The sequence below is a fragment of the Peptoniphilaceae bacterium AMB_02 genome (assembly GCA_036321625.1).
GTDB classification, from domain to species: Bacteria; Bacillota; Clostridia; order Tissierellales; family Peptoniphilaceae; genus Microaceticoccus; species Microaceticoccus formicicus.
Window position 1 is genome coordinate 1,884,914 of the sequence record CP143259.1, and the last position, 22,330, is coordinate 1,907,243.

The window sequence follows — 22,330 nt, forward strand, 5'->3', positions numbered from 1 at the left end:
CATTCCCTCCCCATTTAGTATATAATAGTAAATAGCTTGATAACCATAAGCTATTACACTACAAGTTCAAACAAAAATTTATTCAAATCGCCTGAAAAGGCCTACAAAATGTAGACATAAGACTCGTAAGAGTCTTTTTTGTTTGCCATATTATAATTTTATTAACACTTTTATTATCTGTATTCCGTAATCTTGTTGTAAAAAGCATTGCAAACGTTTATATATATCATACCAAATCATACACAGAAAATACAATTTTCTGATAAAGTCTATATAATGGTGTAAATTAGTTTTACAAAAAAATATGAACCATCCCCAACCTTTTGGTATAATAGTTTCACCACAAAACTAACCAGGAGGTAAAAGAGATGGTCTGGCTATATTTTACACTAGATTCAGAAATAATTAAAGGTTTATTTTCAGCTTCAGCTAAAGAAAATGCTATTGCAAAACTCTTAGAATCAATTTTAAACCAAGTTTTAGAGGCTCAAGTTACTGAGGCAATCGGAGCTGAGCCTTATGAACGTACTGAAGAACGTACATGTTACAGGAACGGTTCTAGAGTTAGACAAATTAAAACTCGTGTAGGAACGTTAGAATTACTAGTACCAAGAGTTAGGGGTGGTGAGTTTTCTCCTGATTTATTCAATCGATATCAACGAAATGAACAAGCTTTTGTACTGGCTATGATGGAGATGGTAATCCAGGGTGTCTCCACAAGAAAAGTAACAAAAATCACCGAAGAATTATGTGGAACATCATTTTCAAAATCAACAATATCAAACCTCTGTTCAAACTTGGATCCTTTAGTTGATGAGTTTCGAAACAGACCATTAGAGTCACAATATCCTTTTATCGTAGTTGATGCTATGTATTTAAAATCAAGAGATGCAGGAAAAGTTAGAAGCAAAGCTCTAATGATTGCAATAGGAGTTCGCTCTGACGGTATCCGTGAAATTCTTGGTTTTATGTGTGGTGATAGTGAGACTGAACTAGGATGGAGAAACTTCTTTTCATCATTAAAGGATAGAGGATTATCAAATGTTGATATAGTTGTTAGTGATTCACATAAAGGCTTAAAATCTGCAATCCTTAAAGAGTTTCAAGGCAGCTCATGGCAGAGGTGTCAAACACATTTTAGTAGAAACATACTTGATGTATGTCCTACTAGACTACAGCCTGAGATAAAAAATCGATTAAGAGAGCTTTATGATGCGCCAACTACAGAAGTTGCCAGAACAGTATTAAATGATATCCTTGATGAATACTCAAATACTGCACCAAAGGCTATGGAATTACTAGATGCTGGTTTTGACGACATAACCCAAGTATTAAATATTCCAATAAAGTATCGAAAAAGATTAAGGACATCAAATATCATTGAACGTCTAAATCAAGAGATTCGTCGTAGAGAACGAGTAATACGAATATTCCCAAACGATGAATCCATGAACCGTTTAATTGGGGCAATATTAATTGATTTAGATGAGAAATGGAGTAGCGGGAGAATATGGTTGGATATGCATGAATACCATGAATCCAAACAAGATCAAGCCGAGCTTCAACAAGTTGAACCTACAAAGGTAGTTGCATAAGTCTGAGTTTAAGCTAATGCACCGCCAGCCTTGCACCAAGAACTTAAAAAACGGTAAGTGTTAACCACCGAAGGCGATAAACTCACAACAAAATGGTGTAATTATCCTTCGTTTTTTTAGTGTACCATTTTTTAAGTACTTGCCACAAGGCCAAGCCCTTCGGGTGGCTGATGTAATACCTCAGGCTCCAAATCTACAACAAATCAAAAAAATGAAACTGCTAATCAAAAGGTAAGATAAAACAATTTACACACTAATTTGGACTTGACTAATTTTGATAAAGTCTATATAATGGTGTAAATTGGTTTTACAAAAAAATATGAACTATCCCCAACCTTTTGGTATAATAGTTTCACCACAAAACTAACCAGGAGGTAAAAGAGATGGCTCAACTAAATTTTACACTAGATTCAGAAATAATTAAAGGTTTATTTTCAGCTTCAGCTAAAGAAAATGCTATTGCAAAACTCTTAGAATCAATTTTAAACCAAGTTTTAGAGGCTCAAGTTACTGAGGCAATAGGAGCTGAGCCTTATGAACGCACTGAAGAACGTACATGTTACAGGAACGGTTCTAGAGTTAGACAACTTAAAACTCGTGTAGGAACGTTAGAATTGCTAGTACCAAGAGTTAGGGGTGGTGAGTTTTCTCCTGATTTATTCAATCGATATCAACGAAATGAACAAGCTTTTGTACTGGCTATGATGGAGATGGTAATCCAGGGTGTCTCCACAAGAAAAGTAACAAAAATCACCGAAGAATTATGTGGAACATCATTTTCAAAATCAACAGTATCAAACCTCTGTTCAAACTTGGATCCTTTAGTTGATGAGTTTCGAAACAGACCATTAGAGTCACAATATCCTTTTATCGTAGTTGATGCTATGTATTTAAAATCAAGAGATGCAGGAAAAGTTAGAAGCAAAGCTCTAATGATTGCAATAGGAGTTCGCTCTGACGGTATCCGTGAAATTCTTGGTTTTATGTGTGGTGATAGTGAGACTGAACTAGGATGGAGAAACTTCTTTTCATCATTAAAGGATAGAGGATTATCAAATGTTGATATAGTTGTTAGTGATTCACATAAAGGCTTAAAATCGGCAATCCTTAAAGAGTTTCAAGGCAGCTCATGGCAGAGGTGTCAAACACATTTTAGTAGAAACATACTTGATGTATGTCCTACTAGAACTACAGCCTGAGATAAAAAATCGATTAAGAGAGCTTTATGATGCGCCAACTACAGAAGTTGCCAGAACAGTATTAAATGATATCCTTGATGAATACTCAAATACTGCACCAAAGGCTATGGAATTACTAGATGCTGGTTTTGACGACATAACCCAAGTATTAAATATTCCAATAAAGTATCGAAAAAGATTAAGGACATCAAATATCATTGAACGTCTAAATCAAGAGATTCGTCGTAGAGAACGAGTAATACGAATATTCCCAAACGATGAATCCATGAACCGTTTAATTGGAGCAATATTAATTGATTTAGATGAGAAATGGAGTAGCGGGAGAATATGGTTGGATATGCATGAATACCATGAATCCAAGCAAGATCAAGCCGAGCTTCAACAAGTTGAACCTACAAAGGTAGTTGCATAAGTCTGAGTTTAAGCTAATGCACCGCCAGCCTTGCACCAAGAACTTAAAAAACGGTAAGTGTTAACCACCGAAGGCGATAAACTCACAACAAAATGGTGTAATTATCCTTCGTTTTTTTAGTGTACCATTTTTTAAGTACTTGCCACAAGGCCAAGCCCTTCGGGTGGCTGATGTAATACCTCAGGCTCCAAATCTACAACAAATCAAAAAAAGAAACTGCTAATCAAAAGGTAAGATAAAACAATTTACACACTAATTTGGACTTGACTTTCTAAACTTTATTATATTTCCTATCTTTCTAATTGGTATCTTATAATTACTGAACAACTCTATTTCAGTTATCCAGTCATATAAACCCAACTCTATCAATAATCCAGTTATGCCTAAAAAAACAAAAATCCCAAAATATGGTGCTATTCTATGTGATAAAATTCCTCCAAGAGTTTTATAATAGTTTAGGAAAATAAACATCCCAATAACACCAAACACAACATAAAAAACAGAAAGTATCTTCTTTATCATTTTTTCTTTTTCTCCTCAGCTTTGTAGCTTTAATCCCAATTTATTTGGGTTCTTTGTCAAATAGTGTTGGTATATAAATTAATCACAAACTATTAATGTCAGGCAGCGTTAGCTGCCTGACGTTTTTTTACACTTACAGTGTCTTTTGGTACTATCATTTTCTTGCAAATTAATATTCGATTCCTAAAATGATAGTACGACCTGTATCCGAAAGCAACTCTTTTTAAACACTTAATAAAATTATTAATACCTTCTAAACATCCATTTGTAACATTCACTTCTAAGCAATTTTTTACGTACTCAAAGTCCTTTAAAAGCGTGTTAATACTAGTTTTCATAGCATCTGATACCTCATCTGAATAATATTCTAAATGTGCCTTTAAGGAGGCAATATCTCCGTTTTCTACATCCTTTAAAAGAATCTGATAACAATCATAAGTATTTAGAAGTGTTTTGTTGACACTAATACTATCCATAACTACATCTCTAGCACTTTTCCATCTTTCAAAATGTATCCACTTTCTAAAACGTGTAGAATTAAGCTTTAAATAAGGCTTTTGTATCAGCTTCCAATACCTTTTTAACCTTTTGTATTCCATAGAATACTTAGAAAAACTATTCATAACTTCTATTCTTGTTTTGTTCAATGCTCTAGATAAGTGGTTAACTATATGGAACTTATCAAATACTATCTTAGCATTAGGGAAAAGATCAGAAATTAGACTAATGTATGGCTGATACATGTCTATACATATACTTTTAACTGATTCTCTAGCACATTCACTAAACCTAGAAAAATAGCGTTTAAGATAGTGTAATTGCCTGTTTTCAACAATATCGATAATATCATGAGTAATAGCATCACAGAAAATAAAGCTCATAGATCCTTTAGCGGTTTTTGTGGATTTAAACTCATCAAAACATAAATGTTCTGGTAAAAACTGATAATTAGGCTTAAACTGTTCAAAAGCTTGATCTACACATTTAGACACCGTAGAATGAGAAACATAATGTAAATTAGCAATATCTTTTTCACTTACTTTCATGGTCAAATTAGTTGTAATATGAGCTTTTACTCTATTAGAAATAAAACAATTCTTTTTAACAATATCAGTTTCAGCTATAAAAGTAGAATTACATTCCTTACATAAAAATCTCTGCTTTTTAAGTCTCAGGAAAGTAGGTTCGCCATTAAAAGGAAGAAGTTTAATATCAGAAGACTTAGTGCCGTGTTTAATAATGCTTGGGCTATGCACGTTACCACAAACGGGACAAACAGAAGCATTATAGGTAAGCCGGCCAAAAATCAAATTGTAAGAGATATTCTTCTTTTTAATCTTCTCGACATTTTCAAAAATCTCAATATTTTCATCTTTTAAATCTAATAAATTTAAGATATAATTACTAATAGACATAGTGGCCTCCTTATTTTTTTGTTGTAGTGATTAAATTATAAAGGAAATTGGTCACTATGTCTTTATTTTTTAAAAAGAAAATAGTGCCAGCAAAGAAACTAATATTTCTTCACCAACACTATAAATTATAGAGCCTTTATTTGTGTATTACCATTTGGAAGCATTCAGAGCACAAAAGAACTGAGCTTTGTTGTCGAAATAATCTATATTTATATCTTTACAGTAATCAGATAAAAGTACTTTCTCATTATAATCTATACCTATTTCAACACCTTCAACTTTTTTTAATAATTCTTGCTTTCCTATTGGAAATGATATAAAAGATTGTTCAAGCGCTTTTATAATATTATGATTCTTTGCTCTATACATTTAGATCCCTCATTTCTTTTAATCTCACTTTTAATATGATTTGATTCATTAAGCATATACTTTTTTATTAATATTTAGTGGCGCTATAAAATTTTAAAACTATTAATAATTTTTGTTCTTAATAAATATTTACAGATTTAGTAATAATTTTTATCAGTCAATGCTACAGCTCTAACTGGAGAGCCAGTGCCATTTCTAATTTTTAAAGGTAACCCAAAATACAAAAATCTACTGCCTTGTAATTCATTTAAATTACATAGGTTTAAAGTGAAAGTTATATTATATTTAGCAAATACTAGATACGCAGATTCTTCTGTGTTGTTAGGAAAGACATCGATAGATGGGCTATCTATTCCAATATTAACTATTCCATTTGCTGCTAAGTACTCTGCACACTCATATGACAATCCAGTATGCTTTGCTTTTAAACCGCTATAACCATACACTGGATATGTCCTATTATAGTGACCAGTATATAATAATAAAATATCACCTTTGATTAATTCCAGTCTATGATTAAGCAAACTATTCTTAACATCTTCCACTTCTATTAAGTTAGGGTGCCTTTTATGAGAAACATTTATACACATACCACTTCCATAAAAATTCTTAAGGCTCATATTGTCTATTGATTGTCCTTTAGAATCAAAAGCTGAAGGTGCAATTGAATGAGTTGCTACTCTTTCTGATATTAGTAAATTTCTAGCTGAAAATCCAAGTGTTGTCGATCCAGTTACTTTCATATTTTGTTTATGCGTTTGGTTTATCATAATAAACGTTTTTTGACTTCCAATATCACTTGGCATTTCTTGATAAATTTCTTGCGTAAGATCGATAAGTTTGTATTTCTTATTAAATTTCATTTCACACCTTGCATTTCATTATTTCAATATTAATGGTAAGTTACTTTATTACAATAATAATACTTCACTTACTATTTGAAAATTAACCTTGGTAAATATAAGGTAATACTAGGGATATACGTAATAATGATTAAAGCTAATATACTCAAAATTACCCATATCCAGACTGTTTTCATTAAATCTCCCATTGGGATTTTAGTAATTCCAGAAGCAATAAATAAATTTAGCCCAAAAGGAGGGGTAAACATACCTATAGCACCATTTACAACCATTACCACTCCAAGATGTACTGGATCTATATTAAACTGTATCGCAATTGGTAAGAAAAGTGGTGCCATTATTGTAATTATTGATGCCGGATCTAGGAACATTCCTGCTATAAGCATTATTACATTCATAAGCAATAAGACCATATACTTATTATTTGCGAACACCATTATGCCTTTTGCTAAATTTGTTGGTACCTGGTATCTAGTTAAAACCCAAGCAAATATACTCGCCCCTGCTAATAAAATCATATTTTGTGCTGTAGAGATTGCAGATTCATAGCTTACATTAAATAGCTCTTTAAAACTGAGTTCTCTATATATAATACAGCTAACAAAAATCGAATAGATCCCTGCTATTCCAGCCGATTCCGTAGGGGTAACAAAACCTCCATAAATGCCTCCAATTATTATAATAGGTATCCCGAGGACCCATATTGCTTCTATTAGCGAATTCCAAATCTCTTTAAAACTTGACCTTTCCTTCAATGGAACTTTATTTAATTTAGCATAGATATAACACCAAATCATAAATATTCCTCCATATATTACACCTGGTAGAAACCCCCCCATAAATACTTGTCCAATTGAAACTCCAGTAACTGATCCATAAACTATCATACCAATAGATGGTGGTATGATAACCGCAACAGATGAAGCTGCCATAATTAAGCCAATAGTAAATCCTTTTCCATAACCAGACTCAACCATTATTGGCATCATTATTGAACATACTGCAACTACTGTGGCTGGAGCAGAACCACTTACAGCTCCTAAAAACATACATGTAATAACTACTGTAAATGCTAACCCTCCTCTAACATGACCAACTACAGCATTTACAAATTTTAACAACCTAGGAGCTAAACCACCTTGATTCATTACATTTGCAGCGAATATAAAAAACGGTACTGCCATTAAAGAAAACTTGTCAACTCCCGAAAACATTCTCTGAACAAGAATTATCGGATCCAAACTAGTAAACCCAGCTATAATAACAGAAGATGATAAAGCTAAAGTCATAAAAATCGGTAGCCCAATTACTAAAAAAGCTATGAACAAAATAAATAGTAATATTATCATAATGTTTTATACTCCTCTTCTGTCAAGTGATTATTATCTTTATTGGTAATAATATAAAACGTTTTGCGAACTGAGTACAATAAATACATAAACATACTAATTGGAAGACATAAATATATAATGTACATTGGAAGATTACCCATTGTTGCTGATACTTGCCCTGATTTTCTTGTTGCTACTACATATATTATCGAATAGTATAGGAAAATTGATGAAAATAATATTCCTATACAGTTTTGAAGTATTAACAAGTATTTTAAGTACTTCTTATTGATGGTATGATTAATAATATCCACCGATATATGAGAGCCATTCTCCACACAAAATGCAATTCCTATAAAAATAATCCAAACTATGAGATACCTCAAGGTTTCCTCTACCCAGAAAATTCCAGATTTAAAAAAATATCTAAGAATAACATTAACGAATAGAAGTGTGCAAGTAAATAACATACAACTCCCTAGAAATATTTTACCTACTCGTTCTACTATCTTCATTTTTTCACCTCTTTTAAAGAGTAGTGTGTTAGTAAAAACTTAAGTTTTACTAACACACTTCATTTTATTTAGTTGCATCCACAACTTTATCTAATAGCTCGCCTCCTACTATATCTCGAGCAACTTCATATACAGACTTTACTGCTTCTCTCATTTTTTCTCTTTCATCATTATCTAAGTAAATAACTTTCGTACCAGACTTTTCAATCTCTTCTAAGTACTCTTTCTCAATATTCTGAATAGCTACTCTCTCAAGGTCTGTAACATTTTTAGCAACCTTATCTACTAGTTTTTGGAGATCTTCAGGCAGATTCTTGTAAAAATCATTACTCATTAATAGTAACTGTGCCAGATATGCATGTTCAGAATATAAAAGATAATCTTGTACTTCATAGAGTTTTAATGTGGCAACTGTAGCTAAAGGATTTTCTTGACCATCAACTGTTTTTTGTTGAAGAGCATTATAAAGTTCAGTATAATCTATTGGAAGGGGGTTAGATCCTAGGCTTTTAAATTGTTCCATAATAATAGGACTTTCCATCGTTCTCATCTTTAACCCCTTAAAGTCAGCCAAGTTTTTTATTTCCTTACTTGATGTAAAGTGTTTAAAACCATCTTCACAAATAGATAAACCACGAATTCCTGTAGGCTCTAACGTATCTAATAACTCTCTCCCAACATCACCGTCAAAAATTTTATATGCTGTCTCTCTATCAGGGAATAGGAATGGAAGATCCAAAATTTGTAGAGATGGTGCGAAACCTGTAATCCTTGCTGAGGGTATGATTGACATTTGTTGTGTACCCATTTGCATTCCTTCATACATATCAATATTAGAGCCTAATTGCCCGGCAGCGAATATTTCAACAGTAATCCTACCATTGCTTTCTTCTTCTATTTGCTTCTTAAATTCATCTGCAATATTAGCTTGCGGCGTATCAGGATTGAATGGGTGTCCGAAAATAATATTATATTTTTTGTCTGTATCCTCAACATTTTTCTCATTATTATCTTGTGCTTCATTTTGTTTTAAATCAGTTTTCTCAGCACACGCTGAGAGACCGAATATAGTAACCACTATAAAAGCTATCAATATTAAAAATTTTTTCATCTAAGTACCTCCTATATAATTGAATTCTTTATTTAATTTTTACTTATACCATGTAATCTAGCAGTAATTTTTTCCATATAATTCACTTTCATCAGCGAAATCGTTATCTTTAATTACATTCTTTATAAATTTCTATAGTGATTATAAAACAAATTGATTATCCTGTTATTTATATGCATTATAGTCTTCAATACCTAATCCAATTCCTTTTTGATCCGGATGAGCTGCTCCACGATGTCTATATGACCATATAAAATTATTTTGTACCGTCTCGGTTCTCAATTTATCAATAATTTGAGGGTATAAATCGGCCTTTATCATCCATGGTATACCAAGGGGGGCTTCAGTTATGATTGTTCCATCAGGATTTACAATCATGCTTCTACCTATGTTAGTTCCTGTTGTATTAATATCTACACTACTTGATGCAACAACATAAACTTGATTACAGTATGCTCCAGCTTTATTTGTAATCTCCCACCCTCTATCATATGGAGACATATAATGAGTAATTCTAATAATGATATTCGCACCATTATATGCCGCTTCTCTCCAAATCTCAGGATAGTCACCATCTGCACAAATAATCATTGCGATTTTGGAACCTTTCGGTCCATCGACAACTGGACACTTACTTCCAGGATAAGACCAATCAACTGGCGAAAACTGATTCATTTTGCAATACTTAGATACTATCTCCCCATTACTGTTTATTAGTATAGCCATATTTCTATATCTATGACCTTCGTACTCATCTACAAGTATGCTAAAAACTCCCCATACATTAAGTTCTCTACACTTATCTTGAAGTGTAAGTACTTCAATCGAGTCTAATTTTAGTAACGAATCTTTCCAGTTTGGACCTATTCCTTGTAATCCGAACTCAGGTGTTACAATTAAATCAACACCAGGAAATCCACCAACTGCTTTTTCCATCCATTCACACAATTGACTTAAATTATGCTTCATATCTGATGGTTTTTGAGCAGTTTTTGGTGCAATCTGTATTACAACTGTACTTAGAGACTGCACGGTAAACTCACCACTAATAGAATAAGCATTTCCAATGTTCAATGGTATTTCTCCTTTCTTTAAATCTTATTCATCCCTGTCTTTACTTAACTTTATTTTGTGTATCTCCTCCTCCTATCCATGGATCTACACCATCTTCCCACGCTTTTATATAATCATTAATTTTTAATAACTTGGTAAAAATGCTCAAATCATTTAATCCATACTCGTGCATTTCATCTGTTTTTGAATGAACACCATCTGTAAGAGTAATCACTTTATAAGCCTTAGCGAGACCATCTGTAGCTGTAGATCTAACACAAACATTTGTCCATACACCTGTTAAAACTATTGTATCTACTCCTTCTTCTCTTAGATATAAATCAAGGTCAGTATGTGCAAATCCACTATGTCTTCTCTTTTGAACTATATATTCATTATTCTTCGGTTTTAACTCTTCTATAAAATCTGATCCCCAAGTTCCTTTAACTGCATGTACAGGCCTTACTTTGAAATCAGCGTCATCCTCTCTATGTGCTTCTTGGATATGAACAATTTTAATATCTTCATCATCTCTTGATCTTATCCATTCTAACAACCTCTTAATGTCTGGAACGATTTTCTCACCGTTTTCACATCTCAACGGTGCTTTTTCTCCAATAAAATCATTTAGCATATCTATCACTAAAACTGCATGTTTTGCCATTATATTTTCTCCTTATCCAGTATTAAAATTCTATTCTACTATAGGTCCTAGTATCTCATAATTATCAACGTCAAAGATTCCTTTGTCTGTCAACTTCCATTTTGGACTTGTTGATAATGATAAGAAAGAAAGATGCATAAACGGAGCATGAACTCCACATCCTAACTCTGTTTTGGCTAAATTTTCCAAATTTCTAACCTTTTCAGCTAGTTCAATTCCATTTAATTCATCGGTAATTAATCCTCCAACCCTTAGTGGTAAATCATCAATAACTCTACCTTTGTCAGCCATTGCTATTCCACCTTGGTTTTCAATGACTCTGTTGATTGCTATCAGCGCATCTTCATAATTAGTTGCTACAACCATAATATTATGAGTATCGTGTCCTATAGATTCTGCAATCGCTCCGCTATTAAGTTTAAAACCTTTAACAAAACATTTACCAATACCATTTCCTCTACCATATCTTTCGACATTTAACATTATAAGAGTATCTTTTTGGATTGAAGCTTGAACTATACCATTTTGACTAGCTAGAACTTCAGTACTCTTTCCAGATAGGTTTTGATCCGGAATGAGTTCAATGCATCTCACTGTCGGATTGGATTTATCTGATTTAATATATATTTCTTCTAATGAAACAAATTCCCTTTTTACTGAATTTTTAACTGTATCTGGATAAGTATATTCCGGTATATCGATTAGTAATTGATTATTATATGCTACAAGTTTCCCGTCCAAAAATACACCTTCAACAGTCATTGATTTCAAGTCACTTATTATAGCTAAATCTGCAAACTTCCCAGGAGCTATAACTCCAACATCTTTAAAGCCGAAATATGTTGCAGGATTAATCGTTACCATCTGTATTGCTTCTACAGGATCAACTCCCTGAGCAACTGTCCTTCTAACAATTTCATTCATGTGTCCCAACTCATACAAATCACTAGATACCATATCATCTGTTGCCAAAATGCAACGTCTTGAGTCGAGCTTCTCTTCAGTGACTGCTCTTATGCATTCAGCCATATTTTTTTGAGTTGAACCCTCTCTCATAAAGACATATACACCCTGCCTTAACTTTTCAACACATTCATCTTTTGTTGTAGTCTCGTGACATGAGCATTCTCCACCTGTTGCAAGTATATGTGCTGCTAGTTCATTTCCAAAAAGTTCAGGAGCGTTTCCGTCTACAACCATTCCCTTACTTGCAGCATACATTGTAGATGCCAATAAATCATCATATACTTCTGGAGTTTTATCATAAACATGTTGAGCCAAACTAACACCTTGTAGTTCCCCTATGCCTATGATATTGTTATAATCTAACAAATCCTCCATATCCTTTGAGCTAACATCTACGCCTGGTGTTTCATATCCCGGACAATCCGGAACTAAAGCCGGAACAACCAAATGTACTTTATTTGGTACGGTATTAATTTCATCCGCCATTGCTTTCATCCCAATAGGTCCGAGCGCATTTCCAATCTCATGCGGATCAGCTACAAGAGTAGTTGTTCCTGATACGATGGATAATCTTGAAAACTCTGTTACTGTTAACATACTTGATTCGAAATGCATATGTGAGTCAATAAAACCAGGGGATATATATTTCCCTCCCATATCAATAACCTTTGTGTTTGGACCTATAAGTTTTTTACAGTTTCCTATCATTAGGATGTATTCGTCTTTAATAGCGAGGTCACAGTTTTGAATTTCTCTTGTAATTACATTTATGACTTTACCATTTTCTAGAACAGTATCAGCAAAATCATTTTCTCCTAAGAGAACATCAATCAGTTTTCTATATTTTATTCCTTTTTTTATAAATTCCGTTTGCAATCACTTCACCTCACTTAGTTAATATTATCAACTATCCCCACTATCGATGCATCTATTGGCGTTTCTCTATCGTTACAAGATAGTCTGGCAGCAGTTCCACTACTGACAATTACTATTTCACCAATTCCAGCACCTACAGTATCTACACATACGAATGCGTTACCTTGATCTTCATATGCTTGATTTATGGGTTGTACAATCATTATTTTATAACCAACTAATTTTTCATTTTTCTTAGTTGCTATTACAGTGCCCTTAACTTTTCCTAACATCATATTCATTCACCAACCGACTTATATTGTATTAATATAGATTTTTCCTTAACGTAGTCTCTAGCTAGAGGGGTTAATTTAGATCCAAAATCTAAAATCAGTTTATTTCCATTAATAATCTTCTTGAGATCATTAAGTGTAATATAACTTCTCAATCCGACATTAGAGTCTCTTTCACCATTCTGCATAATAGAATTTTTATAAATCGACTCAATGTCAATTACCCCAAATTCATTTAATGACTTTTTGATATCTTTAATCTTGTGTTTAAGTCTATTATTGCCCAGTTTACTATCTAGTAGATTTAATTCAGAAAAATCAATTAGTAACTCTTTTTCATTTAAGATATGTTCTACAATACATTTTTCAACCAGATTACAACTATAGAGTCCTGAAAGATTTGACAGAACCGATACATGTGGTTGAATTAATAAAATTGTATTATACTCGTTCGGATTATTAATAACCTTACTACTATTATCTAAGTCAAAAGAACTAAAGTAATCTACCTCTTGAAAACATTGCAATTTCTGACTAATATCAATTGAATTATGATTTTTGACACTGTAATCAATAACGAGCATTTTTTGCATATTTATCCTCGTTTCTGCCTACAATCATTTAATTCTTATTTGTAGTTTTCTAATATTTTCTTCTCAACTTCTACATGTGGTCTTGGTATTACATGAACTGAATGTAGTTCCCCTGCCGCTCTAGCTGCCTCTGCTCCAGCATCAACCGCAGCTTTTACTGCTCCAACATCACCTCTAACCATTACAGTAACAAGACCAAATCCAATTTTTTCATATCCAATTAGATTTACATTTGCTGCTTTAACCATTGCATCTGCAGCTTCAATAGCTCCTACTAATCCTTTTGTTTCAACTAATCCCAATGCTTGTCCCATTATAATCCTCCTAATTTACTTTTTTATTTTTTATTTTGTGTTTTTGTCAGTTTCAATAACGTTTGAGATTTCTTCTTTTTCTTCTGAATCTAAACCTTCTTTGTTTTTTAAGTTGTTTTTAAACTTTTCAATAAGTTTTTCCAATTCATCATTCGGTCTAGGTATTACCGAGCTATAAAGTACAGTTCCTATGCGTGTAGCAGCATCATTTGCAGCATCTATAGCTGCTTGAACCGCTGCCACTTCTCCAGCTATCTGTATGTTAACACCCACTACTCCTCCACTACCGATTATATTTTCCACTCCTAAAAGAGAAACTTCGGCGGTTTTACAAGCAGCATCAAGTGCCGTTACAGCTGTCGCTTTACCTACAACTTCGATGGTTCCTAATGCTTGTTTCATATTACCTCCTATAACCTACTTAATTCTTCCAGGCTAAGTCGTCCTTTATTTAGCTTGCCATTCGAATTATGTATTGTCATGTTATTGTCTTGTGTAGAATTTATTACTAAATTATCAAATGAATATCTTTTACTCATATTTTTCTTATTATCTACACTTTTATAACCCAATTCGCTTGTAATCGGTGGAATTACTGAACCATCTCCAAATATCTTCTCTAATACTTTCATTGCTAATTCACTTGGCATTTTCATTCCCCCTAATACAATTTATTAACTTCAGTATGTGGTCTTGGTATGACATTAGCAGAGATAATTTCTCCCAATCCCCTAGCAGCATCACTTCCTGAATTTACAGCAGCTTGAACAGCTGCTACATCTCCTTCAACACTAACAGCTACAACTCCAGAACCGACAAATTCGATATCGACAATTGTTACACTTGCAGTCTTTACCATCGTATCCGCAGCTTGTAACGCCGATACCAAAGATCTAGTTTCAACAATCCCCAAAGCTTCTCTTATCATTTATTACCTCCTTAATACTCACTAATTGATGCCTTATGATATAAGTCATTACCTGGATCCGGCATAGTTGCATCAATTCCAAATTTATCGGTTATGCCTCTTGCCACATGTGTTGGCTCTAGGGGAGAACCTTTTGCTCCAGTTACAATAACATTGTCTAAACTGGCTTGACTTCTAGTAGTGATGGCCCATTCAACATCTGAAGATGAAAAAATATCAACATCTTTATCTACCACAATTACATTTTTCACATCTGAAAATGTACCAAATGTTCCAAGTATACATGTTTTTCCTTCTCCACGCTGTGTGTTTTCTATACTAACTACAGCATTAAACCTATATCCGCCACCTTCCGTAATGTAAACATCATGGACTCCAACAAGTCTTTCAAGATTTGAATATAATTCCACTTCCCTTGTTAGTCCATTGGTTAAATGCTCTTCCCTACACGGGAATGCTACTTGGTAAATTGGATTATTCCTATGCATAATCGTATCCACCTCTATTATTGGGTGTAATGCTTTTTCACCATAATATCCCATCAGTTCACAGAAAGGACCTTCATACTCAAATCTATTAGCTCTGACTTTTCCTTCCAATACTATTTCACAGAAAGCAGGTACCAATAAGTCTTTTGATTTACATTTTACAAGTTTTAGCGGTTCTCTTCTTAAGGCAGAATCAACCATATACTTATCTATATCAAAAATATTAGAATTGATTTGACTAGCCAAGCAAGTTTCTGCATCGTACCCCAAGAAAATTGCCACATCTAAATCCTTTCCACTCTCCATAGTCTTCTCAATAATTTTATTTAACCTAGGTGATGCAACGAGTAGACTTAACTGATTTGCACCATTAAACTGTAGTCGTCTTATTGATGTTAAGTATTTACCGGTTTCAGGATCTTTTACAACTAGAACACCTGCAGTTATAAAAGCAGCTGAATCCTTTTCATGGAACTTTGTGAAAGGTATTACAGCATCTAGAGAGATCCTATTGGATATAATATTTTCATAAATAGGTCCATCATTAACTATTTCGTAAGGTTTTGGATTTATTATTGCTTTGGAAATTTCTTTAATCCTTTCATCGTGATTAAATTTCAAGAGTGAAAAAAACAACTCCCTATTTCCATAGAGTCCACCAATAACCCTGTTTTTATGATCGACATTTTCAAATAGAGTAGGCACTTTATTATCGGTTTGCTTTAATATTTTTCCTAGTTCAAAGTCTTTTTTTACCTTATCTTTTATCACTCTTAGTTCATTCTTGCTTTCAAGTTCAGATATTAAACTCCTAAGCATTTGTCTTTCCATATTTTTTCCTCCTTCCTTTCTATAATCCATCCCATCTTCTTACAAGACTATTTTCAATACCCATAACGTCTAGTATCCTACCAGTTGTATTGACTATTGAGTCTTCCAAAGATTCAGGTTTTGTATAAAAACTTGGTATAGGAGGAAATATAGTTGTGCCTAACTCTGATAATTCCAGCATATTTTTTAAATGGATTGTGTTAAAAGGAGTTTCCCTGACAACTAGTGTTAGTTTCTTTTTTTCTTTCAAAATAACATCTGCTGCTCTTGTAATCAAATTATCCGACATGCCATTGCTGATTGCGGCAACCGTTCTCATGGAACATGGAGCAATTATCATTCCGTTTACTTTGAAAGAACCACTTGCTATACGAGCACCTAAGTCTCCAATATCGTACATATAATCACATAGAAAGCTTAAATCTTGCAAATTCATATTAAGCTCTTGCTTTAGAACCACCTCTCCCATATGACTCGCTACAAAATGAGTTTCTACTCCTACTTTTTTTAATGCTGCTAGGATGGATAATGCATAGATAGAAGCACTACCCCCAGTTAATCCAACTATTATCTTCACTTTTACCTCCTTTATTCGGTTGCGACATAATAATTTGCAAGTACCATGCCAAATTAAAAAAGTTATTTACTTTTCTTAAATGTTCAATTTTAAACATTTATCTCTTCTTAGACAACATTTTTAAAATTTAATCACTATAAATAATTATAAAAAAGTACTGATTTGAGTGAAAATTACTTGGTTTTATTCAAACTTTTTGCAGTTGCTCAATTATAAATAATAAATTTTATTTTAAATTATTATTTTCATGTTCATAATTACTTATTTGATATTATTTTAATAGTTTTTAATTAAAAACAAGCGACAAATTGGAAAACATTTCCATATTCATGAAATCCTTTCCGTTTTATCACTTGTTTATTTTTTGTATTATATTTATTATGACTTTAATTTATTTAATGTCTCAATAATCGCATTCATCGTTCTTAACTTGAAAATATTACAATTATATTATTTCTATAAGCAACTATCTATAAACTCGAATAAAAGACTATATTTCTAAAAGACACTTGAAAATAATAATTTTACTATTACATGTTATATTTTACCATTATCTAGTAAATTAAGTTCCTCTTTATATATTTTTAGTTTATTTCGTATTGTTCTTTCCGTAACCCCTAAAACTTTTGCCGCACTTACTCGGTCGTAGTCATATTGTTTTAGGGTTTCTAATATAATAGTTCTTTCTGCATCTTGAAGGCTGTCTCCTAAAAAAATAGGAATTAATTTCTTTGCTATTCTATGATTATGATCCTCGTCTTCTATGAAATCTTGCTCCAAGTCAATCTGATCTAAAACTCCATCATTTGAAAGAGCAATGGCTCTTTCAATTATATTCTCCAATTCCCTGATATTCCCCGGGAAACTATATTCGGATAGTTTCTTACAAAATTCATCAGAAATATTATCTATTTTTTTACCTAAAAGAGTGCTGTATTTGTAAATAAAGAGTTCAATTAACTTAAAAAGATCTTCCTTTCTTTCTCTCAGCGGTGGGACATGGATGTTAATAACATTTAATCTATAATAAAGATCTTTTCTGAATTTTCCTTTATTTATCAGTTCTATTAAATCTTGATTGGTTGCTGCTATTAGCCTTACATCAACTTTTTTTGGACTAGACCCTCCCAATGGAAAAACTTCTTTTTCTTGAATTACTCTAAGTAATTTTGTTTGAAGGGCTAAATCCATTTCTCCTATTTCATCAAGTAAAAAAGTTCCCCCATTTGATAATTCTATCATTCCTGCTTTATCGCTTGCGGCTCCAGTAAAAGCTCCCTTTTTATAGCCAAATAATTCTGACTCCAGTAAGTTAGAGGGAATAGCAGCACAGTTAATTGCGCTAAATCTATTCATTTTTCTATTGCCTTGATAATGAACATGTTTGGCTAACATTGTCTTCCCTGTTCCACTCTCGCCTGTCAAAAGTATTGTGGAATTAATATCCTTAACCTTTTCAATTGTTTCTATTACCCTTTTCATTCCGGGAGATTCTGCTATTATGCCGTAGTCTGAGTACTTTACATTTAGCCTTTCATTTAAATATTCTATCTCTTTATATAAGTCACTAAATTTTAATCCTTGTTCTATAATAAGCTCAAGCTCATCCAAATCGACAGGTTTATTAATATAATGAAATATACCTTCTTTAATTGCCTTTATTATTAAATCAACACTACCATATGCTGTCATCAAAATTACAACACAGTTGGTGTTAATGGATTTTAATCTACTATAAAGATCCATTCCTGATTCTAGTCCAAGTTTTAAATCCGTTATAACAAGATTAATAAACTCACCGTTGTAAATATCAAGTGCTTCTTCGATATTTGTCGCAGTAAAGATATCATACTTATCTTTCAATGCAAACCGTAAGGTTTCACATATTAATATATCATCATCAACGATTAATAATTTCTTCATTTAACTCTCCCATATATTTTAACAAGCTCAGTGTTACTTTTGTTCCATTTTCAGTACTGTCAATATTTATTGAACCTTTATTCTCTGCCATTAGCTGATGGCATATATATAAACCAAGTCCAGTTCCTGTATCTTTGTCGGTAAAAAATGGATCAAAAACATAGTCTATCTTCTCTAAACTAATTCCAGAACCTTCATCGATTACTTCAATATTAAAAGATTTTTCATCATCACTTCTTCCTGTCTTTATAATAATTTTATCCCCGTCCTTCGATGCTTCTACAGCATTAAGTACAACATTTGTAATTATTTGCCTCAAGTTCTTTTTGTCGACCCAGACTAATTGATTTTGTTCTATTTCATTAAGGATATCGATTTTTTTATTAAATTTCATAAGTTTAATTGTTAAATCAACAACTTCCCTACAGTCAATTACTTCCATATATGGTTTTTGTGGTTTAGTATATTGCAGAAGCTCATCTATTAGCTCGTTAATTAATTCTACTTGTTGAGGTAAATTGTTTATTATAGACTCTCTAAACTTTGTATCATCATAAAGTTTTGGTAATAAATCAACATAATTTTTTATAGATGTCAACGGATTTTTAATCTCATGAGCTACACCTCCTACAATCCTACTTAAAGATTTTAACTTATTATAGTTCTTCAGTTTCTTATCTGCTATCCTTGCCTTAGTTTCATTTCTAATACTTAAAACTGCACCATTTATATTTCCCAAATTATCATGGACTGGAGTTGCACAATAAGATAGGTATAAATCTTGTTCATTAATTCTGGTCTTTACATTATTCAAGATACTCTCTTCATATCCATCCATAACTCTCCTTATAATTGCTACTGGAATGATTCCATCAATTCCAGAAGATAACACATCTTTTCCTACCAGTTCTATGTTGCCAAAAAGTCCTGCTGCTATCTTGTTTGCTCTTATAATTTTCCCGAAAGCATCTATATATATTACAGCTGTATCAGTATAGTCAACAAATCGCTGATCAAACCTACTTATTATAACACCAAACCATTTCTCATAAATTCTATTATATTCACCTGTACTAATAATTATTTTAAGTCCTTCGTTTATTAATTCCATTACCTGTTTATTATAAGGTCTTACAGCATAACAAAGCTTAGACATTTCAATTGGTTCACCTATAGTCATAACCTCTTTATCCTTAAAATGCTTGTTCATTAAATAGAGAATGGTCATTCTGTTTCCAGCAACAGCATCAATATTTCCTTTGAATAATTCATCTAGAATAACCACATGATCTGAGTAAAGCTTTAAATCACCAATTTTGATAGTCTCTTTTCTTTCCTCAAGAAAATCGTGTGTAACAGCATCCTTTTGAACCCCAACTCTCATGTCTTTCAACTGTCCGAAACAAACTGAATTATTGCAAGACTTATCAACAAAAAACGAATGTGAAACAGTAAGATAACTATCTGAAAACTCTAAATATTTTTTTCTTCCTTCAGACCAGAATATTCCTTGATATATGTAATCAAAATCTGACTTAGTGAACTTAATAACCTTCGCCCAGTCTATTAATTCTATACTTGACTCCAATCCCAAAACTTTGCAAATAGCATTAGTTATATCTGCATTAAACCCCATAATCTTACCATCTTCTATATAATCAAATGGGGGATAGTTACTCTCCCCTAAAAATTTGTATATCATGATACCTCCCTCTTTTGATTAGATATTTAATCTTAGAAAATTTTTACTGTTAACTTGTTTTTTACATCCCGTATAATATAGTATGCAATTATTAAGCCAAGTATTCATCAAATAAAAGACTGTTATATTATCAACTATATAACAGTCTTTATATTATTATTTGATATTCTCTTTTAATTGATTTGAAGTCACAACATCACCGATTACATAATCAATGTTTTGCAAAAAAGCCTCATGCAGTTGTATGCTCGTTCCCGCAACAGCATCTTCTACTACTATTGGTTGGATATCACGTTGTATAGAATCAAATGCAGTCCCATAAACACATACATTAGTAGCAACTCCAGTAATTATTAAACAGTCCCTATCAAAAGCTCTCATAAGGATTTCTAAGTCAGTTAAATAATAACCACTATATCTTCGCTTTTTTATTACATACTCATCATCTTTTGGTTTAAGTTCTTCTACTATTTCTACACCCTTTGTTCCCTCAACACAATGCTCAGGTTCACTTCGTATTAACTCTAATCCAAAATCTATTTTTTGAAATCTATGTTCTTCTTGAGTATAAAATACGGGTATTTTCAAAGAATGAGCCCATTTCTTTAAATCTTGAATCACAGGTATTAATTTTTTCCCATTTGGACATTCTATAGGTGCTCCTTCTTGTATAAAGTCATTTTGCATATCAATTATAATCAAAGCACAATTTTTTGCGTTCACTCTTGCTAGATTTGAAATACTCATATTCTCCTCCTAAAATATCATTAATATAAATTTTACTACTAGACCCGCCAACATCCCAATGAACGGATCTACTAACGCAGTTACTAAGCTTGTAACACCAGCGATTGCAGGATCTGCTTGAACTGCAGCAAAGATATTACTTGGAAACACTATTACTGCACCTAAAATAAACAAAAATCCACATATAGTCTCATTTTTTATGTATTTCGCAATTCTAGGTAAAATTTTAAGTAACAATACAACCATTAATATTAACATCATAATTATTCCACTCATTTTGGGGTTGGGAGCCACTGCAGTTCCACTAATAATTGCTTCTACTGGACCACCTCCGAATAGAGCACTTACAGAATCTCCAATACCAGAGTATATAGTTATGAAATCAACATTAACTTTTGTTTTTGCCAATTCTCCAGTTATACTACCGTAAGCTATATTCCCACCGATTTGCAATGTAACTAAGGCCAAGGTATTTCTTATTATTTTTTTTGTTAATTTTATTTTTAATAAACTAAACTTTTCGTTTTTTAGATCTGTAACTTGATTACTGACGTTGTTTTTATTAATAATATTGTCCAACAAAGCACTACCAAATACACAAAATACAATGGTCATAACTAAATCTTTTGAGATGAAGTAGCTTAATAATGCAATGGCAAGTGAAGTTCCTCCTACCATTTTATTGCTTTTTATCATATCGATTGATACTTTACAAAGTGTTATACCAACTCCCGCCATCATTCCTTGTAAAATTGCAGGTCCAATAAACTGAATAGTAGGCTCTAAAAGTCCTAACACTCCTATTATAGTCATTACAATCCCAGTAAAAAATACTATGTTCAACCGTTCTTGCCTATTATCTCCTAATTTACCAGCTAATACAATGGATTCAGCTTGGAAAGATATTGGTGCTATTTGATTGAAAGCTACCATGCCGATTATTCCTACTCCAAAAGCAATGGCTGTAGGGAATGCAGCAAACCCATAAGTTAAAGCTAGTAAACCTTGGGGTAGTCCATTCATAACAACAGCAATTGCTGCTAAAATATCTTGAAAGTTCATAT

At 32.6% G+C, this 22,330-nt stretch carries 22 protein-coding genes and 1 pseudogene; 2 read left to right on the forward strand and 21 right to left on the reverse strand.

The genetic code is table 11. The features are described from left to right. Positions 1-368 precede the first annotated feature (368 nt). Both VZL98_09045 and VZL98_09050 read left to right on the forward strand, forming a co-directional pair. A complete protein-coding gene (locus tag VZL98_09045) occupies positions 369-1,595 on the forward strand; it encodes an IS256 family transposase (GenBank protein ID WVH62840.1) in 1,227 nt (408 codons plus the stop codon). A gap of 383 nt (positions 1,596-1,978) precedes the next feature. Then, positions 1,979-3,206: pseudogene (locus VZL98_09050) on the forward strand (IS256 family transposase). A gap of 252 nt (positions 3,207-3,458) precedes the next feature. Here VZL98_09050 and VZL98_09055 read toward each other — a convergent pair. From VZL98_09055 to VZL98_09155, 21 genes are all read right to left on the reverse strand, one after another. Continuing rightward, entirely contained in the window at positions 3,459-3,728 is a 270-nt protein-coding gene (locus VZL98_09055; GenBank protein WVH62841.1) for a hypothetical protein, read from the reverse strand. A 98-nt stretch (positions 3,729-3,826) separates the two neighbouring features. Further along, entirely contained in the window at positions 3,827-5,143 is a 1,317-nt protein-coding gene (locus tag VZL98_09060; GenBank protein WVH62842.1) for an ISL3 family transposase, read from the reverse strand. Positions 5,144-5,290: 147 nt separating this feature from the next. Then, the gene (locus tag VZL98_09065) at positions 5,291-5,512 is read right to left on the reverse strand and encodes a hypothetical protein (GenBank protein ID WVH62843.1); all 222 of its coding nucleotides are present in this window, start codon (positions 5,510-5,512) and stop codon (positions 5,291-5,293) included. 137 nt (positions 5,513-5,649) lie between these two features. Further along, positions 5,650-6,375, reverse strand: coding sequence for a cyclase family protein (locus VZL98_09070; GenBank protein ID WVH62844.1), 726 nt, complete (start codon positions 6,373-6,375; stop codon positions 5,650-5,652). Between the two features lie 71 nt (positions 6,376-6,446). Then, a complete protein-coding gene (locus VZL98_09075) occupies positions 6,447-7,724 on the reverse strand; it encodes a TRAP transporter large permease (GenBank protein WVH62845.1) in 1,278 nt (425 codons plus the stop codon). Positions 7,725-8,285: 561 nt separating this feature from the next. Next, the gene (locus VZL98_09080) at positions 8,286-9,332 is read right to left on the reverse strand and encodes a TRAP transporter substrate-binding protein (GenBank protein ID WVH62846.1); all 1,047 of its coding nucleotides are present in this window, start codon (positions 9,330-9,332) and stop codon (positions 8,286-8,288) included. Positions 9,333-9,497: 165 nt separating this feature from the next. Beyond that, positions 9,498-10,406, reverse strand: a complete 909-nt coding sequence (locus tag VZL98_09085) for a nitrilase-related carbon-nitrogen hydrolase (GenBank protein WVH62847.1) — start codon at positions 10,404-10,406, stop codon at positions 9,498-9,500. A 40-nt stretch (positions 10,407-10,446) separates the two neighbouring features. Further along, on the reverse strand, positions 10,447-11,049 hold the full coding sequence (locus VZL98_09090; GenBank protein ID WVH62848.1) for an isochorismatase family cysteine hydrolase: 603 nt from the start codon (positions 11,047-11,049) through the stop codon (positions 10,447-10,449). A 30-nt stretch (positions 11,050-11,079) separates the two neighbouring features. Further along, positions 11,080-12,891: an adenine deaminase C-terminal domain-containing protein gene (locus tag VZL98_09095; GenBank protein ID WVH62849.1), complete on the reverse strand. Its 1,812-nt coding sequence runs from the start codon at positions 12,889-12,891 to the stop codon at positions 11,080-11,082. Positions 12,892-12,905: 14 nt separating this feature from the next. Further along, on the reverse strand, positions 12,906-13,166 hold the full coding sequence (locus VZL98_09100; protein ID WVH62850.1) for a EutN/CcmL family microcompartment protein: 261 nt from the start codon (positions 13,164-13,166) through the stop codon (positions 12,906-12,908). A gap of 2 nt (positions 13,167-13,168) precedes the next feature. Continuing rightward, positions 13,169-13,756 (reverse strand): hypothetical protein, encoded by a 588-nt coding sequence (locus VZL98_09105; GenBank protein ID WVH62851.1) that lies wholly within the window; start codon positions 13,754-13,756, stop codon positions 13,169-13,171. 35 nt (positions 13,757-13,791) lie between these two features. Continuing rightward, the gene (locus VZL98_09110; GenBank protein WVH64556.1) at positions 13,792-14,073 is read right to left on the reverse strand and encodes a BMC domain-containing protein; all 282 of its coding nucleotides are present in this window, start codon (positions 14,071-14,073) and stop codon (positions 13,792-13,794) included. A gap of 27 nt (positions 14,074-14,100) precedes the next feature. Then, positions 14,101-14,472 (reverse strand): BMC domain-containing protein, encoded by a 372-nt coding sequence (locus VZL98_09115; protein ID WVH62852.1) that lies wholly within the window; start codon positions 14,470-14,472, stop codon positions 14,101-14,103. 8 nt (positions 14,473-14,480) lie between these two features. Then, a complete protein-coding gene (locus tag VZL98_09120) occupies positions 14,481-14,720 on the reverse strand; it encodes a hypothetical protein (protein WVH62853.1) in 240 nt (79 codons plus the stop codon). 11 nt (positions 14,721-14,731) lie between these two features. Further along, complete coding sequence (locus VZL98_09125; protein WVH64557.1) at positions 14,732-14,995, reverse strand: BMC domain-containing protein; 264 nt, start codon at positions 14,993-14,995, stop codon at positions 14,732-14,734. A 14-nt stretch (positions 14,996-15,009) separates the two neighbouring features. Beyond that, positions 15,010-16,317, reverse strand: coding sequence for a UbiD family decarboxylase (locus tag VZL98_09130; GenBank protein WVH62854.1), 1,308 nt, complete (start codon positions 16,315-16,317; stop codon positions 15,010-15,012). Between the two features lie 19 nt (positions 16,318-16,336). Continuing rightward, positions 16,337-16,894: a UbiX family flavin prenyltransferase gene (locus tag VZL98_09135; protein ID WVH62855.1), complete on the reverse strand. Its 558-nt coding sequence runs from the start codon at positions 16,892-16,894 to the stop codon at positions 16,337-16,339. 537 nt (positions 16,895-17,431) lie between these two features. Next, the gene (locus VZL98_09140; GenBank protein ID WVH62856.1) at positions 17,432-18,817 is read right to left on the reverse strand and encodes a sigma-54 dependent transcriptional regulator; all 1,386 of its coding nucleotides are present in this window, start codon (positions 18,815-18,817) and stop codon (positions 17,432-17,434) included. Continuing rightward, positions 18,795-20,519: a transporter substrate-binding domain-containing protein gene (locus VZL98_09145; GenBank protein WVH62857.1), complete on the reverse strand. Its 1,725-nt coding sequence runs from the start codon at positions 20,517-20,519 to the stop codon at positions 18,795-18,797. The genes VZL98_09140 and VZL98_09145 overlap by 23 nt, the downstream gene beginning before the upstream one ends. A 156-nt stretch (positions 20,520-20,675) precedes the next feature. Further along, a complete protein-coding gene (locus VZL98_09150) occupies positions 20,676-21,266 on the reverse strand; it encodes an isochorismatase family cysteine hydrolase (protein ID WVH62858.1) in 591 nt (196 codons plus the stop codon). A 9-nt stretch (positions 21,267-21,275) separates the two neighbouring features. Next, entirely contained in the window at positions 21,276-22,328 is a 1,053-nt protein-coding gene (locus tag VZL98_09155) for an NCS2 family permease (protein ID WVH62859.1), read from the reverse strand. Between the last annotated feature and the right edge of the window lie 2 nt (positions 22,329-22,330).

Excerpts from the sequence above, each read along its gene's own strand:
- VZL98_09045 (WVH62840.1), top strand. The coding sequence starts at position 369 with ATGGTCTGGCTATATTTTACACTAGATTCAGAAATAATTAAAGGTTTA.
- VZL98_09055 (WVH62841.1), bottom strand. The coding sequence starts at position 3,728 with ATGATAAAGAAGATACTTTCTGTTTTTTATGTTGTGTTTGGTGTTATT.
- VZL98_09060 (WVH62842.1), bottom strand. The coding sequence starts at position 5,143 with ATGTCTATTAGTAATTATATCTTAAATTTATTAGATTTAAAAGATGAA.
- VZL98_09065 (WVH62843.1), bottom strand. The coding sequence starts at position 5,512 with ATGTATAGAGCAAAGAATCATAATATTATAAAAGCGCTTGAACAATCT.
- VZL98_09070 (WVH62844.1), bottom strand. The coding sequence starts at position 6,375 with ATGAAATTTAATAAGAAATACAAACTTATCGATCTTACGCAAGAAATT.
- VZL98_09075 (WVH62845.1), bottom strand. The coding sequence starts at position 7,724 with ATGATAATATTACTATTTATTTTGTTCATAGCTTTTTTAGTAATTGGG.
- VZL98_09080 (WVH62846.1), bottom strand. The coding sequence starts at position 9,332 with ATGAAAAAATTTTTAATATTGATAGCTTTTATAGTGGTTACTATATTC.
- VZL98_09090 (WVH62848.1), bottom strand. The coding sequence starts at position 11,049 with ATGGCAAAACATGCAGTTTTAGTGATAGATATGCTAAATGATTTTATT.
- VZL98_09100 (WVH62850.1), bottom strand. The coding sequence starts at position 13,166 with ATGATGTTAGGAAAAGTTAAGGGCACTGTAATAGCAACTAAGAAAAAT.
- VZL98_09105 (WVH62851.1), bottom strand. The coding sequence starts at position 13,756 with ATGCAAAAAATGCTCGTTATTGATTACAGTGTCAAAAATCATAATTCA.
- VZL98_09115 (WVH62852.1), bottom strand. The coding sequence starts at position 14,472 with ATGAAACAAGCATTAGGAACCATCGAAGTTGTAGGTAAAGCGACAGCT.
- VZL98_09120 (WVH62853.1), bottom strand. The coding sequence starts at position 14,720 with ATGCCAAGTGAATTAGCAATGAAAGTATTAGAGAAGATATTTGGAGAT.
- VZL98_09130 (WVH62854.1), bottom strand. The coding sequence starts at position 16,317 with ATGGAAAGACAAATGCTTAGGAGTTTAATATCTGAACTTGAAAGCAAG.
- VZL98_09140 (WVH62856.1), bottom strand. The coding sequence starts at position 18,817 with ATGAAGAAATTATTAATCGTTGATGATGATATATTAATATGTGAAACC.
- VZL98_09145 (WVH62857.1), bottom strand. The coding sequence starts at position 20,519 with ATGATATACAAATTTTTAGGGGAGAGTAACTATCCCCCATTTGATTAT.
- VZL98_09150 (WVH62858.1), bottom strand. The coding sequence starts at position 21,266 with ATGAGTATTTCAAATCTAGCAAGAGTGAACGCAAAAAATTGTGCTTTG.
- VZL98_09155 (WVH62859.1), bottom strand. The coding sequence starts at position 22,328 with ATGAACTTTCAAGATATTTTAGCAGCAATTGCTGTTGTTATGAATGGA.